Source organism: Streptomyces sp. NPDC043854, from assembly GCF_056436005.1.
In genome coordinates this window covers 41,402-57,854 of sequence record NZ_JBWKDK010000041.1, presented here as the reverse complement: position 1 = coordinate 57,854, position 16,453 = coordinate 41,402, and the positions used below count along the sequence as shown (strand labels likewise).

The window sequence follows — 16,453 nt, the reverse complement described above, 5'->3', positions numbered from 1 at the left end:
CCGCGTCCGGTCTGCCGTCTGCCGTCTGCGGCCCGGGACCCCGGCTCCGCGGGCAGGGGGGGGGGGGGGGGGGGGGGGGGGGGAAGGGGGAGGGGGGGGGGGGGGGGGGGGGGGGGCGCCCCCCCCCCCCCCCCCCCCCCCCAGCCTGTCCCATTTCGGCTGCTCCGGCCGGCGACGGAGCCGCGCGGGGCGGCCGGGGGCCCGGCTGTCAGGTGTTCGCCGGGTCGGGCTCCACCTGCCGGAGTTCGGCGAGCAGTTCGTTCCGCCCGGCCAGCATTTCGGTCAGGATGCGGCGGGCCGCCCGCAGCAGGTCGGCGACGTCCCCGCCGGCCAAGGCGTAGGTCACCGTGGAGCCTTCGCGGGTGGACACCACGATGCCGGAGCGGCGCAGGACCGCCAGTTGCTGGGAGAGGTTCGACGGCTCGACGTCGATCTCGGCCAGCAGGCTGCGGACCGGTTTCGGGCCTTCCTGCAGGAGTTCCAGCACACGGATGCGGACCGGGTGGCCGAGCATCCGAAAGAACTCCGCCTTGGCCTGGTACAGCGGTACCTGCATTCCCACGACGCTCCTGCTGCTCCTCGGTCCCGTTGCCATGCCCCACGCTTCCCCGTCACCGGACGGCCGCCGTGTCCATCGTCCCGTTCTGCCGGCCCGGGCGGAACCGAAGTTGACCACTTTCGGAAGTGCCGAGTTGAAGATGTTTTCAACTCATGGGCATACGTGGACCTGTCAGGGTGCTGCGTCTAGACCTCCAGATCGGCCTCGATGCGGCGCAGTTGGTGGCGGGCCATGGCCAGGTTGGAACGGCCCTTGTCCAGCACGAGGTAGAGGAACAGGCCGGATCCGCTGCGGCTCTTCAGTACCCGGATCAGGTGGTACTGGTTCCCGAGCGTGATCAGCACGTCCTCGATGTCGTCCTGGAGTCCCAGCATCTCCATGGTGCGGACCTTGGCCCTGATGACGTCGGTGTTGCCCGCCGCGGCGACTGCGAGGTCCAGGTCCTTGCTGCCCCCGAGGGTGCCGAGGGCCATTCCGCTGCTGTAGTCCACCAGAGCCACGCCCAGCGCCCCGTCGACCGAGGTCATCGTTTCCTTCAGTGAAACTTCCACGTTGGCCATGGCCGTACCTCTCGTCCTGCGCTCTGCCGTTTCCGGCACCGGATCTTCCGTAACGGGACGCTACCGAGCGGCGGCCGCCGAGCGGGCGGATCCCCGGATTCGGCGCAAAATCATCGGCTCGCCGCCGGCGGAGGGGGCGGCCGGAGGTTCGCGCCGCCCGCGCGGTCGGCGACGCGTGCCGCGTACGCCGTGACGGACTCCGACGAAGACACGGTCCGGGACGGGCCGACCGGATGGCGCCGGAGAGGCCGTCGAACGGGGGACGATTCTTTTCGGCCGGAGGGCCGTCGGCCGCAGGCCACACGGCTACGCGGCAAGCGCGGCGGGCTCGCCCAGGTGCGCGGCGGCCGTGCGCCAGGCCTCCGTGACCGCGTGGTGCGCCTGCCGGGTCCGGGCGGAGCCGTCCCCGCCCAGGCGGACGGGGGCTCCGACGTGGACGTGCAGGTCCGGGCGGCGCAGCGGGGCGGTGACCAGGCCGGCGATCTGCTTCGCGGCGCTCCCCGAGGTGACGCGGCGGGCTCCGGCCTGGCCGATCGGCACGACGGGGGCGCCGGTGCGCTCGGCGAGCCGGGACAGCCCGCTGCGGAACGCGCCGGGCGCGGCCTCCGCGGCGTCCCTGCGCTCGGGGATGCCCCCTTCGGCGTACATGAGGACCAGCCGGCCCTCTCGCAGGGCGGCCTCGGCGAGGTCGAGGGCGTCCGCGGCCTGCCGGGACCTGCGGTGCACGGGGATGTGGCCCTCGCGGGCGAGGGAGCGCCCGAGCAGGGGTACGCGCCAGAGCCCGGCGGCGGCCATGACGACGGGCTCCACGCCGAGGCGGCGCAGCGCGGCGAGGACGATGGCGGGGTCGGCCAGGGAGGTGTGGTTGGCGGCGAGCACGCTGCCCGGCGCGAGGACGGCCTCGCGGTCCGCGGTCACGCGGAGGCACCCGAACGCGGGCACGAGAACGTCGGCGAGGCGGCTGAGCATGTGGATCTCCCGTTCCGAGCAGTGGTGTTCACCATCGTCGGCGCCTGCTCGGCGGCCGGCCTGAGCGTTCGTACTCAGGTCCGGGCGGGCACCGTACCCAGGCAACGCGCCGAGGCCGTCCGCAGTCACCCCAACCCGCATCCGCACCCGTACTCCGGTGTCGCGCCGCTGCTCCGCCGACTGGAGCAGCGGCTTCGGGCGGTGCTTCGCCGGTTCGGGGACGTACGGATGCACCCGCACGGGCCGATGCGGAGTACGCGTCGGCCCGCGCCGCTCAGCCGGTGTCCTCCCGGGCGAGGGCCAACGCGAGGTCCTGGAGGATCTGCTCGGTGCTCACGTCCGGGCCGGCGCTGTCGTGGGCGTCGGCGAGCGCGTCGAAAGCCAGGATGAACCCGTTCACCAGCGCGCTCAGCGGCGCCGACACCTGCTCGATCACCGCCTGGCCGACCTCCTGCGCCGTCGCCTCGGCCGGGACGGCGAACTGGGTCGGCACGACCTCCGCCAGCAGGTCGGAGACGAACGCCGTATCGGCCCCGGAACGCAGGGCGGTGAGCGCGGCGATGGCCTTCAGCTTGATCTCGTTCTCCGTCACCAGGCGAGCTTAGGACGCGGGCGGCCGGGCGGACGCTAACCCGAGACCTTCCACAGGGTGAGGTTGCCCGTGAACGCGGGCGGGTCGATGGAGTTGCCGGTCTGCCTGACCTCGGTCAGCTCGAACCTGGCCAGGTTGCCCTCGGAGGTGAGCGTGCACAGCACGTCCCCCTTGGCCAGCGGCGACGCCTTGGTGAGGGTGGTGTTGGGGATCTCGGCCGGCAGCGGGGCGGAGTCCACCGCCTGCCGGCACACCTCCGGCGAGGGCCCGGGCGACTTCGCGAACGGCGTCTCGAGGTTCAGGTACTGCAGCAGGTACGACAGCTCGGCCTTCTTGTCGCCGATCTCGCCCTTCGGGTTCACCTTGCCCTCGTCCATGTCGACCGTGATGAACTGGCCGACCGCGGGCGTGGCGATGGACAGCGTCCGATCCTTGAAGACCTCGGTGTACTCGGGCTTCTTCGCGGTCCCTCCGGCGCCGGGGGCAGCGGCCGTGGCGGAGGCGGCAGGGGCGCCCTTGCCCTGGTCGGCGCTCTGCCCGGATGCGGCCCGGTCCGCCCTCCGGGCGTCCCGCTCGTCGTCCGCGCCCCCGCTTCCGGACAGCGCCCAGGCCGTGCCCGCCACCGCCACCAGCGCGGTGACGGCCCCGGCGATCAGCGGCATCCGACGACTGCGCCCCGGCGCGGGCGCCGCCGCCGGGGGACCGGGCGGGGCGGGAGCGGCGGAAGCGGCGGGAGGGACGGGAGCGGCGGACGGCATCTGCGGCGGGCGCGGCGGCTGCCCCGGAGCCGCCGGAGCCGCCGCCGGCGCAGCGGTGGGCGCACTGTGCACCGAGTACGGGGCGGGCGCGGGTGCGGCGGGCTGCGCACCGGGAACCCGGGTGGGCACGTACGAAGGCGCCGCCGGCGCGGGCGCCGCAGCGGGATCGGCCGCCCGGGCCAGGTGCCGCCGCAGCTCCGCCTCCCGGGCGGCGACCGCCCCCGCCCACGGCTCCGGAAGCCATCCGGCGAGGTCCCTGGCCGGCTCTCCGCCGAGGAGTTCCTCGCACATCCGGGCGAGTTCGGCGGGGGCCGGACGGGCGGCGGGATCGGCGGCGAGCGCCGCCTCGAGCACGGGCCTCAGCCCGTCCTCGTACCCGGACAGGTCCGGGGGCCGCACCGCGGTGTTGGCGATCCGGGTGGCGACGGTCAGCGCGCCGCCGTCGCCGTACGGGTGGCGGCCTCCGGCGGCCACGGCGGCGACGAGGCCGAGGGAGAACACGTCGGAGGCGGGGGCGGGCTCCTCGCCCGTGCCCTGCTCGGGGGACATGAACTGGGGGGTGCCGATGAACCCGCCGCTCCGGGTGAGCCGGGTGGCCTCGGCCGCGCGGGCGATGCCGAAGTCGATCACCCAGGGCCCGTCGGCGGCCAGCATGATGTTGCCGGGCTTCAGGTCGCGGTGGATGATCCCGGCGGTGTGCACGGACTCCAGCGCCCGCGCCACGCACGCCACCAGGCGGAGCGCTGCCTCCCGGGGCAGCGGGCCGTGGGCCGCGAGCGCCTCGTCCAGCGGGAGGCCGGGTATGTAGGTGCCGGCCAGCCAGGGCTGTTCGCCCTCGGTGTCGTGGTCGACCACGGGAACCAGGTGGTAGCCGCGGACCTGGCGGGCCGCCTGCACCTCCTGCCCGAAGCGGGTGCGGAACTCCGCGTCCCCCGCGTACTCGCGGCGGATCACCTTGATCGCGACCGGCTGGTTCCCGCGGGTCCGCGAGAGGTACACGGACCCCATGCCGCCCTCTCCGATCCGGGCCAGCAGCGCGTAGCCGGCGATCTCCCTCGGATCGCCCGCCGCCAGGGGACGCAGTGCCAGGTGGTACGCACCACTCATGAAGTCCAACTCCCGTGCTCACCAGGGCCGACGACCGGCCGGACAGCAAGATCGGAATCTTATCCGCCGGATGGGGCGGGCCCGGTAGCCGCGGTCGGCGCCGGGGCGGCGTGGAGGGGCAAACCCGATGTGCGGAGTCCGCGCGGCCGGGCTTTGCTGGATGCGACAGGTGTCCCGGATCCTTCGAGAGGGCGGACTCGATGGCCGCACAGCCCACAATCGTCCTGGTCCACGGCTTCTGGGGCGGCGCCGCCCACTGGGCCAAGGTCATCGCCGAGCTCCACGCCCGCGGCCACGAATCGCTGCACGCGGTGGAGCTCCCGCTGACGTCCCTCGCGGACGACGCCGAGCGCACCCGCCGGATGGTGCGGCAGGTCGAGGGCCCGGTGGTGCTGGTCGGCCATGCGTACGGGGGCGCGGTCATCACGGAGGCCGGTGACCTGCCGAACGTGACCGGACTGGTCTACGTCGCCGCGTTCGCGCCCGACGCGGGCGAGAGCCCGGGCGGCATCAGCGAGGAGATGCCCCCGGCGGCCGCCGGGAACATCGCCCGGGACTCCGACGGCTACCTGTGGATCAGGCAGGACAAGTTCCACGAGAGCTTCGCCCAGGACCTCCCGGCGGACGAGGCGCTGGTGATGGCGGTGACACAGAAGGCTCCGCCGGCCTCGACGTTCGGCGACAGCGTCACCGCCCCGGCCTGGCGTGTGAAGCCGTGCTGGTACCAGGTCTCCGTGAACGACAACATGATCCACCCCGACAGCCAGCGGCGCATGGCCCAGCGCATGAACCCGCAGAAGACCATCGAGCTGGACGCCGGCCACGCCTCCCCGGCCTCCCAGCCACGCGCCGTGGCCGACCTCATCGCAGACGCCGCCCACGCCGCCTGACGCTCCTCCGCACCCACCCGTCCGCATCCCGCCGCTGCGGAGCGGCAGGCCCCGCCGGAAACGGCAGGGCGAACGCCCGGGCGTGTGTGCACGCACGGGCATCTGTCGCGCACGCCGTGTTCGAAGCGGTGCTGGTCCTCGCCGGGCTGGGGGCCACCGCGGCCCTGTTCCGGGCTCCGCACGAGGTGCGGGGGCAGCATCTGGTGCTGCGGACCGGGTTCTTCGGGGAGGTGTCCGTCCCCCGCTCCGCCGTCCGGTCGGCAGCCCCCGCCCTGCGGACCGTCCCGGGGCGCGGCCCGCGCCGCGTGCCCGGTGACCCGGCCGCGGTGGCCTGCTCCGCCGAGCCGACGGTCGACCTTGTCCTTTGCCTCCGCCCGCCGGTCCGCCTGGACCTCGGGCCGGCGGGCGGTGTGGTGACGGCCTCCGCGCTGTACACGTCGGCGGCGTCCGCCGCGGCCTTCCGGGCGGTGCTCGGTCCGGCGGGCCGCCCGGCCGACCGCTGACCGCCGCCGGCGGGATCAGCGAGCCAGCCATGCCCTCTACCAATCACCTGTCACATGTGAAATATTACCCGCGCTTCCTTCAGCCTTCCCGACTCAGTGAAAGGCCGTCACGTTGCGCAGACTCGCCGTGGTGGGAGCCGCGATATCGCTCGCGCTCCTCGCCACCCCCGCGCTCGCCGCCACCGCGCCGCCACCCCGGCCTGGCCCGCCTTCCGCCGGGCCGGCGCAGCACGCCGAGCACGCCCCCGCTCCCCCGCCCGCGCCCCTGGAGCTCCAGCGGCAGGCCCTGCGCCGGCAGGCACTCGAGGGCGTCGCCGCCGGCGGCCCCGCCGGTCTGCGCGCGGACGCCGACGGAACGCTCCCGCGCCGGGCCCAGGTCGGCAAGCGGTACGTCGAACTCGCCCAGGAGCGCAAGGACAAGGTCTTCGTCATCCTCGCCGAGTTCGGCGACCAGGTGGACACCACCACCGAGTTCGAGGGCAAGCCCCGCTTCGGCGGCACCCCCGGCCCCCGCCACAACACCATCCCCAAACCCGCCTCGAGTGACAACCACACCCTGTGGCGCAAGGACTTCGACCGGGCCTCCTACGAGCGGCAGTTCTTCTCCACGGAGCCCGAGTCCGCGTCCCTGCGTGCCTACTACCGGCTCCAGTCCTCCGGCCGGTACGACATGGACGGCTACGTCTCCGACTGGGTCAGGCTCCCCTGGAACGAGGCCCGCTACGGCACCGACAACTGCTCCGAGCCCGGCCAGTGCCGCACCAACTGGGACATGATCCGCGACGCCACCGCCGCCTGGTACGACGCCGAGCGCGCCAAGGGCCGTACGCCCGAGCAGATCAAGGCGCAGCTCGCCGAGTACGACGTGTGGGACCGGTACGACGCCGACCGCGACGGGAACTTCGACGAGCCGGACGGCTACCTCGACCACCTGGTCGTCGTGCACGCCGGCAAGGACCAGACCTGGGGCGGCGGCGCCCAGGGCAAGGACGCCGTCTGGGCGCACCGCTGGTTCGCGTACTGGAACCAGGCCGGCAGCGCGGGCCCCGAGGGCAACAAGGCGGGCGGCACCCCCGTCGGCGACTCCGGCATCTGGGCCGGCGACTACCTGACCGCGGGCGAGAACAGCGGCGCCGGGCTGTTCGCCCACGAGTTCGGCCACGACCTGGGGCTTCCGGACCTGTACAGCTCGGACGGGGACAACAGCGTCAACTTCTGGTCCCTGATGTCCTCCGGCTCGTACCTCGCCAAGGGCCGCAACACCACCGGCGCCTTCCCGGGCGACCTCGACCCGTGGAGCAAGCTCCAGCTGGGCTGGCTGGAGTACACGGAGGCCGACGCGGGCCGCAAGACGCGCGCCGTGCTGGGGGTGTCGGGCTACAACACCGAGGACCCGCAGGCCCTGCTGGTGCACCTGCCGCCGTCGGAGACGCGGACCGAGCTGACCGACCCGTACGAGGGTGGCAGCCAGTGGTGGAGCGGCACCGGCGACTTCATGGACAACACCCTCTCCCGGACGGTCGACCTCACCGGCGCGGCCGGGCCCGCCCGGCTGGACGCCCGCGTCTGGTACGACATCGAGCAGGACTTCGACTTCCTGACGGTGGAGGCCTCCACCGACGGCGGCACCTCCTGGACGGTGCTCCCCGGCACGGTGAACGGAGCCGCCGTCCCGCCGAAGGGCGTGTCCGGGTCCTCGGGCGGATGGGCCGAGATCGCCGTCCCGCTGGACCGGTTCGCGGGGCGGAGCTTCCAGCTGCGGCTGCGCGTCACGTCCGACGGCAACACCCACGGCAAGGGCGTCACCTTCGACGACATCCGGATCACCGCGGACGGCGGCGCCCGCGAGCTGCTGCGCGACGGGGCGGAGCAGGGCGCGAACGGCTGGAGCGCGGTCAAGTGGTCGCGCACGGAAGGCCGCACCGGCAGCGAGCGGCACCCGCGCGCCTACCTGGTCGAGAACCGCCGCTACACCGGCTACGGCAAGCAGCTGCGGACCGGGCCGTACAACTTCGGCTTCACCGGCGACCAGGTGGAGTTCTACCCGTACCAGCAGGGGGTGCTGATCTGGCTGTGGGACACCGCCTACAGCGACAACACCACCAAGGCCCACCCGGGGGCCGGGATGCTGCTGCCGGTCGACGCGCGCCCGGAGCCGCTGCGGCACGGGGACGGCTCGCTGCTGAACGCCCGCGCGCAGACCTTCGACGCGACGTTCTCGCTGCGCGCGAGCGACCGGATCGTCCTGCACAAGGCGGGCACGCCGACGGTGATCCCGTCGCGGCCGGGGGTGCCCGTCTTCGACGACCGCAAGGGCTCGTACTGGAACCCCGAACTCCCGCAGGTCGGGGTGAAGGTGCCGGACACCGGGACGCGGATCGCCGTGGTCAAGGAGGCCTCGGGCGGCGCGCTCACGACGGTCCAGGTCAGCCCGTCGCCGTAGGCCGGCCCGCGTGCGCGAACGGGCCGTCCGCTCCCGGGTGGGGTGGGGGCGGGCGGCCGGTACGTGCGCATCGGCACGGCGGCGGCCGTCGGTGGGCCGGTGGGTCGGTCGGTCAGGTGGCCAGCAGGCGGTTGAAGAAGGAACGGTAGCGCTGGAGGGCGAGCCGGAGGTCCTCGGTGGCGACTTCGCCGCCGCTGCTCCACTGCTTCTCCAATCCCTCCTTGTGTGTCGCGAACGTCTCGGCCAGGTGCTGCATGACGGCCGCGACCAGTCCGTCCGCGGCGCGGACGGCCTCCTTGGGGTCGTCGACGAAGTCCGTCTGGATCCGGCTCCACTGGTCGCGGAAGTCCGCGGCCTCGGACTCCGGCATCAGGGGCGTCGAGTCGGGCCCGGCCGTCCCCTCCGCCTCCGTGGTCTCCGCCCCCGTGGTCTCCGCCTCCGCGGTCTCGGCCTTCGTGGTGCCCGCCTCCGCGGTCTCCGCCTTCGCCGTGTCCGGTTCCGCCGTCTCCGATTCCGCCCTCTCCGATTCCGCAGCGTCCACTCGGTCCGTTCTCGCCGCTGCGGCCGTCAGTCCGCTCGTGTCCTCTGGGTCCGGGCGGTCCGAGCGGTCCGCGTCCGCGTCCGCTTCCTCCCTGAGGTCCGGGTCCGGCCGTGCCCCGGTCGTGGCCGGGTCGTCCACGGGTGTGGCGTCGCCCGGGTACGCCGGCTTCTGGCGGGCGGTCCCCTCCGCGTCGGGGTCGGCGTCCATGTGCGGGCGGGCCAGCTCCTCGGTGGTCAGTCCTTCACGGGACGCGCGGTTCTCGTCGTGCTTCATTTCTCCTCCGTCCGGCCGGCCGCGCCCGAGGGTGCGACCAGGAGTTCGTCGAACAGGGCGCGGTAGTGCACCATCGCCCCGCGGAGCTCCTCGGTGGTGGCGTCTCCGCCGCTGCGGGCCTGGACGTCGTGGGCGTCGCGGTAGTGCTCGAGGGTGCGGCCGTGCTCGACGGACAGGTCCTGGAGCTGCTGCTCGTAGCCCTCCGTGGGATAGCCGCGCTCGTGCATGAGCCGGGTGACCAGGGAGTCGGCCTCGGAGACCGCGCTCTCGGGCTGGTCCACGAAGTGCTCCTGCACGCGGCTCCAATCCTTGGTGTACTGCTGTCTCAGCTCCGGCGGCAGCTCCCGTATCTCCAGGGCGTCGTGCCGCCGTTCGCGGCCGCGGAGCTCGCGGTCGGCCGGGAGCCGCCCGCCCGATTCCTCGACGGTGCGCTCGTACTCGGGGCCGAAGCGGTGCTTGAGGTGGCGTCGTCTCGACACCGCCCACAGGCCGACACCGATCAGGATGAGCACGATGACGGACGGGACGATGATGGCGACAAGGGTTTCTGCTGACATCTCGGCCTCCAGGGCCATCCGCTGAAGCTGGCCCGCGCCTGCCCCCGCCGCTTGCCTTCAAACACGTGTCCGTCCCTCCCCGGCGCGGGTCGGGCGGTCGGTGTTTTCGCGGACCCGGTCGGGGCAGGCGCCCTGGCGGACGGTCCGGCGCCCGCCCCTGCGGCCGCGGCGGACAACACGCGAAGAGGAGACCCGCCATGAAGGAACGCTCCGACCTCCACGAGGGCCGGCTGCTCGCCGTCTACCTCAACGACCACCTCACCGGAGCCAACGCCGGCGTCTCGCTGATCCGGCGGATGGCCCGGCGGCACCGCGGCAGCCGGCTCGGGCCGCAACTGGAGCGGCTGGCCGGGCAGATCGCCGAGGACCGGGACAGCCTGCGCGAGGTCATGACCGCCCTGGACATCCCCGCGATGCACGCCCGCGCCGTGCTCGGCCGGGTCGGCGAGCTGGCAAGCCGCCTCAAGCTCAACGGCCGTCTCGTGTCCCGCTCCCCGCTCAGCGACGTCATGGAGCTGGAGGCCATGCGGCTGGGCGTGGAGGGCAAGGCCGCCGCCTGGCGTTCCCTCCAGTCGATCGCCTCCACCGACGTACGCCTCGACCGCGGCAGCATGGACCGGCTGCTGGAGCGCGCCCAGCGGCAGGCCGGGCAGCTGGAGAGCATGCGGACGGCCGCGTCCGACCGGGTCTTCGCCCCTTCCGTACGGCGTACCCAGACCCGTGTCCACGCCGGGTCCGCACCCGGCGGGAAGGCGGCGTGACGCCATGAGGGTCGTGGTGACGGGTGCCACCGGCAACGCGGGCACCAGTGTCGTACGGGCGCTGGCCGCCGATCCGGCGGTGACCGAGGTGATCGGGCTCGCCCGCAGGGTCCCCCGCCGGTACGAGGTCCCCGGCGTCCGGTGGGTCGCCGGGAACGTGGATCCCGGCGGGACCGATCTCGTCGGGCTGTTCGCCCGGGCCGGCGCGGACGCGGACGCGGTCGCGGTCGTGCACCTGGCGTGGCGGTTCCAGCCGACGCACGATCCGGCGGAGACCTGGCGTACGAACGTGCTGGGCGGCATCCGCGTGTTCGAAGCGTGTGCGCGGGCCGGGGTCGGCGTCCTCGTGCACGCCTCGTCCGTCGGTGCGTACTCCCCGGGCCCGGCGGACGGGAGCCGCGTCGACGAGACCTGGCCGACGCACGGCTGGCCGGGTGCCGCGTACACGCGGGAGAAGGCGTACCTGGAGCGGTACCTCGACGGCTTCGAGGCCGCCCACCAGAAGATGCGGGTGGTGCGGATGCGGCCGGCGTTCCTGTTCAAGGAGACGTCGGCTTCGGAGCAGCGGCGGATCTTCGCCGGGCCGCTGCTGCCGTGGAAGCTGGTCCGGCCGGGCCTGGTGCCGGTGCTGCCAGCCGTCGGGGGCCTGCGGTTCCAGGCCCTGCACACGGACGACGCCGCCGAGGCGTACCGGGCGGCGGTGCTGCGGCCCGTCCGCGGGCCGTTCAACCTGGCCGCCGAGCCGGTCCTGGACACCGCGTCCGTGGCCCGGCTGCTGCACGCCCGGACCCTGCCGCTGCCCGCGGGCGCGGCCCGCGCCGCGCTGTCCGCGGCCTGGCGGATGCACCTGGTGCCGGCGGCGCCGGGGCTCCTGGACGCCGTGCTGCAGCTTCCGCTGCTGTACGCGGACCGGGCCCGGCAGGAGCTCGGCTGGACGCCCGCCCGGACGGCCACGGAGGCGATGAGCGCGTTCCTGGAGGGCCTGCAGAGCGGCTCCGGGCTCGACACCCCGCCGCTGGCCGGGGCCGGCACGGGCGCGACCGGGGTCCACCGGAGGTGAGAGGCCATGACGGGTACGCCGACGACGGCCCGTGGGACCTCCCGGCCCGGCTCGGCAGCAGCCGTTCGCCCGTACGGCCCCCTGCCGGGCGCCGTGCCGGGTGGACTGCCCCCCGGGCAACGCCGCAGGCCTGCGCGGTGCCGGGGGTGCCTCGCGGGTCCGGGCCGGCCGCCGCGCGCGGTGCCGCCTCGCGCGTGGGCACGCATCATGAGCCATATGAGAGTCCCCGTGCACGGGCGGGGTGACAGCACCCTCCCCTTGCTGCTCCACGGATACGCCTGGTTGCCCAACCGGCTCCGCGAGACGGCGGGAGCCCCGGTGCGGACCCACCTCCTGGGCCACCCGGCCATCGCCCTGCACGGCCCGCAGGCGGTGCCGTTCTTCTACGACGAGGAGAACGTCCGGCGGTCCGGGGCGGTGCCGGAGCCGGTCCTGGACACCCTGTTCGGCAGGGGCGCCGTGCACACCCTCGACGGTGCGGCCCACCGCGTCCGCAAGGCCCTGTTCCTGGCCCTGCTCAGGGACCCGGCAGGGGTCGCCGCCCTCACCGAGGCAGCGGTCCGGGAGTGGCGGGAGGCCGTCGAGGGCCGGCGGGGCGGGGCGGTGGTGCTCTTCGACACGGCCGCCGAGGCGCTCGCGCGGGCCGTGTGCGAGTGGGTCGGGCTGGCGCTGACCGCCGATCAGGCACGGCTCATGGCCCACGACTGCGTGGCGATGGTCGACGGGTTCGCGAGCCCCGGGCTCCGGCACCTGCGGGCCCGGCACTCCCGTACCCGCCAGGAGGAGGCCCTCGCGGCCCTGATCACGGCGGTGCGGGAGGGCCGGCAGCCCGTCCGTGACGGCTCGGCGCTCGCCGCCGTCGCCGGCCACCGCGATGTCGACGGCCTCCCGCCGGACGAGCGGACCTGCGCGGTCGAACTCCTCAACATCATCCGGCCGACCGTCGCGATCACCTGGTTCATCACGTTCGCCGCGCACGCCCTGCACCGCCACCCGGACCTCGCCGAGGAGCTGCGCTCGGCCTCCGGCCGGCAGCTGCGGGACCTGAGCGCGGCCTTCGCCCACGAGGTACGCCGCTTCTACCCGTTCGTCCCGTTCGTCGGCGGGGTCGCGGCCCGGAACCTGACCTGGCAGGGCATCCGCATCCAGCAGGGCACCATGATCCTGCTCGACGTCTACGGCCACCACCACGACCCGGCGCTGTGGGACAACCCGTACCACTTCACGCCCGCCCGCTTCACCGCCCACCCTGATGCCGTGGACGGCATCGTCGCCCAGGGGGGCGGGGATCCCGCCCAGGGGCACCGCTGCCCCGGCGAGGACATCACCGTCAGCGTTCTGGCGGCGTTCGCCGGCGAGCTGGCCCGCCTCGACCACGAGGTCCCCGACCAGGACCTGACCATCCCGCTGTCCCGCATCCCCACCCGCCCGCACAGCGGCGTCGTCCTCCACCTCGCCCCCGCCCCCGCGGACGCTGCCGCCGGCCCGCCCTCACGGCCCGGCCGCTGAGCACGCCGCTCCCGGCGACGCCCGCCGACCGTACCCGCCTGTCGACCGCACCCGCCCGGCGGCGCCTCCGACACCCGTCAGCCGTCCGTCCGCCCCGCCCGCCGCGCGCCGGACGGACCACCGTCCCCGCCGGCCGGCCGGGCGTCGGCCGCGGCATCCGGCCGGGTGTTGGCCTCGGCGTACCGGGCGGGGTCGGCCGGCGGCTGCGGGGAGCCCGTCCCGCTGCGGGAGGGCACGCCGGGAGGGCGGCCGTGCTCGTCCACCATGGCGCCCTCGTCCGGGAGCAGGGCGCCGTCGCGCGTGCGGTCCATGAGGGGTCTCCCTTCCGGGGCGGGCCCTGCCCCTACCCGGTACGACGCACGCGACACCGGCCGGACCGGCGGAAGCGGCAGAAGAGGACCGCTTGCCGCATCGCGTGCAACAGTGGAATCGACGGCACGGCATGGGTGTGCACATGGACGAGACCGACCGGACACTCGAACAACTGCTCGCGGGGCTGACCGCCGTACGCGACGGCAACCTCGACACGCGCCTGCCCGAGGACGTGGGCGGCCTGCCCGGCAAGATCGCGGTCGTCTACAACGGGATGGTGGCGCAGCTCTCCCTCGTGACCACCGAGGTCACCCGCGTGGCGGAGGAGGTCGGCCGCCAGGGGCTGCTCGGCGGGCAGGCCCGGGTGGGGCCCGTGGGCGGTGTGTGGCGCGAGCTGACCGTCGGCGTCAACAGCATGGCCGACAACCTGACCTCGCAGGTCCGCAACATCGCCCAGGTGGCCACGGCCGTCGCCCGCGGCGACCTGACGCAGAAGATCAGGGTCGACGCCCACGGGGAGATCCTGGAGCTCAAGGAGACCATCAACACGATGGTGGAACAGCTGTCCTCGTTCGCCGAGGAGGTCACGCGGGTCGCGCGCGAGGTGGGCACCGAGGGCAAGCTCGGCGGTCAGGCCACCGTCCGCGGTGTGTCGGGCACCTGGAAGGACCTCACCGACAACGTCAACTCGATGGCGGACAACCTGACCAACCAGGTCCGCAACATCGCCCAGGTCACCACGGCCGTCGCCCGCGGCGACCTCACCCGCAAGATCGATGTGGACGCCCGCGGCGAGATCCTGGCGCTGAAGACGACCATCAACACCATGGTCGACCAGCTCGGCTCGTTCGCCGCCGAGGTCACCCGCGTGGCCCGGGAGGTGGGCAGCGAGGGACGGCTCGGCGGGCAGGCCGAGGTCGCGGACGTCTCCGGTACCTGGCGGCGGCTCACCGAGAACGTCAACGAGCTCGCCGGCAACCTGACCCGCCAGGTCCGTGCCATCGCCGAGGTCACCAGCGCCGTGGCCCGCGGGGACCTGACCCGGACGGTCGCCGTCGACGCCCCCGGCGAGGTCGGAGAGCTGAAGGACAACATCAACGCGATGGTCGAGTCCCTGCGCGCCACCACCCGGGCCAACGAGGAGAAGGACTGGCTGAAGACCAACCTCGCCCGGGTCTCCGGCGGCATCCAGGGGCGGCGCAGCCTGCCCACCGTGGCCGAGCTGGTCATGCGGGAGGTGCCGCCGCTGGTGCGCGCCCAGTACGGCTGCTTCTTCCTCGCGCAGGACGGCGCCGACGGGCCCGAGCTCGTGGCCATCGCCTCGTACGGGCTGCCGGACGACCCGGCGGCCGGTGTGCGGCGGGTGCGCGTCGGCCAGTCCCTGGTGGGCCAGGCCGCCGCCGACGGCCGCACCCTCCTCGTGGAGGACCTGCCGGCCGGGTACGCGCGGATCGCCAGCGGCACCGGGGCCGCGGACCCGTCCACGCTGATCGTGCTGCCCATCATGGTCGAGGGGCACGTCCTCGGCGCGCTCGAACTCGCCGCCGTCCGCCCGTTCGCGCCCCTGCACCGCGACTTCCTGGAGCAGTTCACGGAGCTGCTGGGGGCCAACGTGGGCGCCCTCGTCGCCAACGCCCGCACCGACGAGCTGCTGGGGCGGTCGCAGCAGCTGACCGCCGAGCTCAGTGCCCGCTCCCAGGAGTTGCAGGCCCGCCAGCGCGAACTGCAGGACAGCAACGCGGAGCTGAAGGAGAAGGCGGCCCTGCTGGCCGACCGGAACCGGGACATCGAGCGGAAGAACCTCCAGATCGAACAGGCCCGCCAGGAACTGGAGGAGCGGGCCCGGCAGCTGGCCCAGGCCTCCCTGTACAAGTCGGAGTTCCTGGCCAACATGAGCCACGAGCTGCGCACCCCGCTCAACAGCCTGCTCATCCTGGCCCAGCTGCTCGCCCAGAACGGCGAGGGCAACCTGACCGACAAGCAGGTGGACTACGCGACCGTCATCCACTCCGCCGGATCGGACCTGCTCCAGCTCATCAACGACATCCTGGACCTCTCGAAGGTCGAGGCGGGCCGCATGGACGTGCACCGCGAACCCGTCTCGATCCAGCGCGTCCTGGACTACGCCGACGCCACCTTCCGGCCCGTCGCGGACGAGCGGAACCTGGAGTTCACCGTCAGCGCGGCGCCCCGGGCGGGCTCCGGGCTGGTCACCGACGAGAGCCGGCTGCGCCAAGTGCTGCGCAACCTGCTGGCGAACTCCCTGAAGTTCACCGAGCGGGGCAGCGTCTCGCTCCGCGTGGAGCCGGCTGCCGAGGAGGAGATCCCCGCCGCACTCGGCGGCACCGGGCCCGTGCTGGCGTTCCGCGTCGCCGACACCGGCATCGGCATCCCCGCCGACCGGCTGGAGTCCGTCTTCGGGGCGTTCCAGCAGGGCCACAGCGGCACCGCCCGCGCGTACGGCGGCACCGGGCTCGGGCTCTCCATCAGCCGCGAGGTGGCCCGCCTCCTCGGCGGGACCATCACCGTCGAGAGCCGGGTCGGCGAGGGCAGCTGCTTCACCCTCTACCTGCCCGAGCGCGCCGGCCGGGCGGAGAAGCCGGCTGCCGAGGCCGGCCGGGCCGAGGCCGCCGCCCGCGCGGCCCCGGCCGAGGGCGGATCCCGGCCGGTGGACCTGCGGGACCGGACCGTCCTCGTCGTCGACGACGACACCCGCAACGTCTACGCCCTCACCGAGACCCTGAAGTCCGCCGGACTCCAGGTGCTCACGGCCGACAACGGCACGGACGGCATCCGGCTGCTCGCCGACCGCCCCGATGTGGACCTCGTGATCATGGACCTGATGATGGCCGGCCTCGACGGGTACGCGGCCACCCGCGCCATCCGCGGCATGTCCGGGCACGCGCACGTGCCCGTCGTCGTGGTCACCGCGAAGGCCATGCCCGACGACCGGTCGGAGGCCATGGCCGCCGGCGCCTCCGACTACCTGACCAAACCGGTGGACCCGGACCTGCTGCTCGCCACCGTGCGCACCTGGCTGGGTGCGGCCGGGTCCTGAA

Annotated in this window: 15 protein-coding genes; 7 read left to right on the top strand and 8 right to left on the bottom strand. The window is 74.1% G+C overall.

The genetic code is table 11. The features are described from left to right. Positions 1-208 precede the first annotated feature (208 nt). The 5 genes from AC068A_RS28920 to AC068A_RS28900 all read right to left on the bottom strand — a co-directional run bounded on the left by AC068A_RS28920 (position 209) and on the right by AC068A_RS28900 (position 4,545). Entirely contained in the window at positions 209-556 is a 348-nt protein-coding gene (locus AC068A_RS28920; protein WP_478589198.1) for an ArsR/SmtB family transcription factor, read from the bottom strand. Positions 557-744: 188 nt separating this feature from the next. Beyond that, positions 745-1,119: a hypothetical protein gene (locus tag AC068A_RS28915; RefSeq protein WP_478589197.1), complete on the bottom strand. Its 375-nt coding sequence runs from the start codon at positions 1,117-1,119 to the stop codon at positions 745-747. Between the two features lie 306 nt (positions 1,120-1,425). After that, positions 1,426-2,088, bottom strand: a complete 663-nt coding sequence (locus tag AC068A_RS28910; protein WP_478589196.1) for a lysophospholipid acyltransferase family protein — start codon at positions 2,086-2,088, stop codon at positions 1,426-1,428. 274 nt (positions 2,089-2,362) lie between these two features. Next, positions 2,363-2,680, bottom strand: coding sequence for a hypothetical protein (locus tag AC068A_RS28905; RefSeq protein WP_478589195.1), 318 nt, complete (start codon positions 2,678-2,680; stop codon positions 2,363-2,365). A 35-nt stretch (positions 2,681-2,715) separates the two neighbouring features. Continuing rightward, a complete protein-coding gene (locus AC068A_RS28900; protein WP_478589194.1) occupies positions 2,716-4,545 on the bottom strand; it encodes a serine/threonine-protein kinase in 1,830 nt (609 codons plus the stop codon). A 200-nt stretch (positions 4,546-4,745) separates the two neighbouring features. Here AC068A_RS28900 and AC068A_RS28895 point away from each other — a divergent pair, with 200 nt between their 5' ends. The 3 genes from AC068A_RS28895 to AC068A_RS28885 all read left to right on the top strand — a co-directional run bounded on the left by AC068A_RS28895 (position 4,746) and on the right by AC068A_RS28885 (position 8,381). Next, entirely contained in the window at positions 4,746-5,435 is a 690-nt protein-coding gene (locus AC068A_RS28895; RefSeq protein WP_478589193.1) for an alpha/beta hydrolase, read from the top strand. A gap of 116 nt (positions 5,436-5,551) precedes the next feature. Next, entirely contained in the window at positions 5,552-5,938 is a 387-nt protein-coding gene (locus tag AC068A_RS28890; RefSeq protein WP_478589192.1) for a hypothetical protein, read from the top strand. Positions 5,939-6,068: 130 nt separating this feature from the next. Beyond that, positions 6,069-8,381 carry an immune inhibitor A domain-containing protein gene (locus AC068A_RS28885; RefSeq protein ID WP_478589191.1) on the top strand — a complete coding sequence of 771 codons (2,313 nt, stop codon included), beginning with the start codon at positions 6,069-6,071 and terminating at the stop codon, positions 8,379-8,381. Positions 8,382-8,493: 112 nt separating this feature from the next. Here AC068A_RS28885 and AC068A_RS28880 read toward each other — a convergent pair whose 3' ends face one another. Next, the gene (locus AC068A_RS28880) at positions 8,494-9,195 is read right to left on the bottom strand and encodes a hypothetical protein (RefSeq protein ID WP_478589190.1); all 702 of its coding nucleotides are present in this window, start codon (positions 9,193-9,195) and stop codon (positions 8,494-8,496) included. Beyond that, positions 9,192-9,752 carry a hypothetical protein gene (locus tag AC068A_RS28875; protein WP_478589189.1) on the bottom strand — a complete coding sequence of 187 codons (561 nt, stop codon included), beginning with the start codon at positions 9,750-9,752 and terminating at the stop codon, positions 9,192-9,194. The genes AC068A_RS28880 and AC068A_RS28875 overlap by 4 nt, the downstream gene beginning before the upstream one ends. A gap of 197 nt (positions 9,753-9,949) precedes the next feature. Between AC068A_RS28875 and AC068A_RS28870 the strand changes: the two genes are divergently transcribed. The 3 genes from AC068A_RS28870 (at position 9,950) to AC068A_RS28860 (ending at position 13,082) form a co-directional block, all read left to right on the top strand. Further along, on the top strand, positions 9,950-10,513 hold the full coding sequence (locus AC068A_RS28870; RefSeq protein WP_478589188.1) for a hypothetical protein: 564 nt from the start codon (positions 9,950-9,952) through the stop codon (positions 10,511-10,513). 4 nt (positions 10,514-10,517) lie between these two features. After that, on the top strand, positions 10,518-11,573 hold the full coding sequence (locus tag AC068A_RS28865) for an NAD-dependent epimerase/dehydratase family protein (RefSeq protein ID WP_478589187.1): 1,056 nt from the start codon (positions 10,518-10,520) through the stop codon (positions 11,571-11,573). A gap of 216 nt (positions 11,574-11,789) precedes the next feature. Next, positions 11,790-13,082: a cytochrome P450 gene (locus AC068A_RS28860; RefSeq protein ID WP_478589186.1), complete on the top strand. Its 1,293-nt coding sequence runs from the start codon at positions 11,790-11,792 to the stop codon at positions 13,080-13,082. Positions 13,083-13,159: 77 nt separating this feature from the next. On the opposite strand, the gene AC068A_RS28855 is transcribed toward AC068A_RS28860, so the two are convergent. Further along, positions 13,160-13,393, bottom strand: a complete 234-nt coding sequence (locus AC068A_RS28855; protein ID WP_478589185.1) for a hypothetical protein — start codon at positions 13,391-13,393, stop codon at positions 13,160-13,162. 143 nt (positions 13,394-13,536) lie between these two features. On the opposite strand from AC068A_RS28855, the gene AC068A_RS28850 reads away from it, so the two are divergent. Continuing rightward, positions 13,537-16,452 carry a hybrid sensor histidine kinase/response regulator gene (locus AC068A_RS28850; RefSeq protein ID WP_478589184.1) on the top strand — a complete coding sequence of 972 codons (2,916 nt, stop codon included), beginning with the start codon at positions 13,537-13,539 and terminating at the stop codon, positions 16,450-16,452. The last annotated feature ends 1 nt before the right edge of the window (position 16,453 follow it).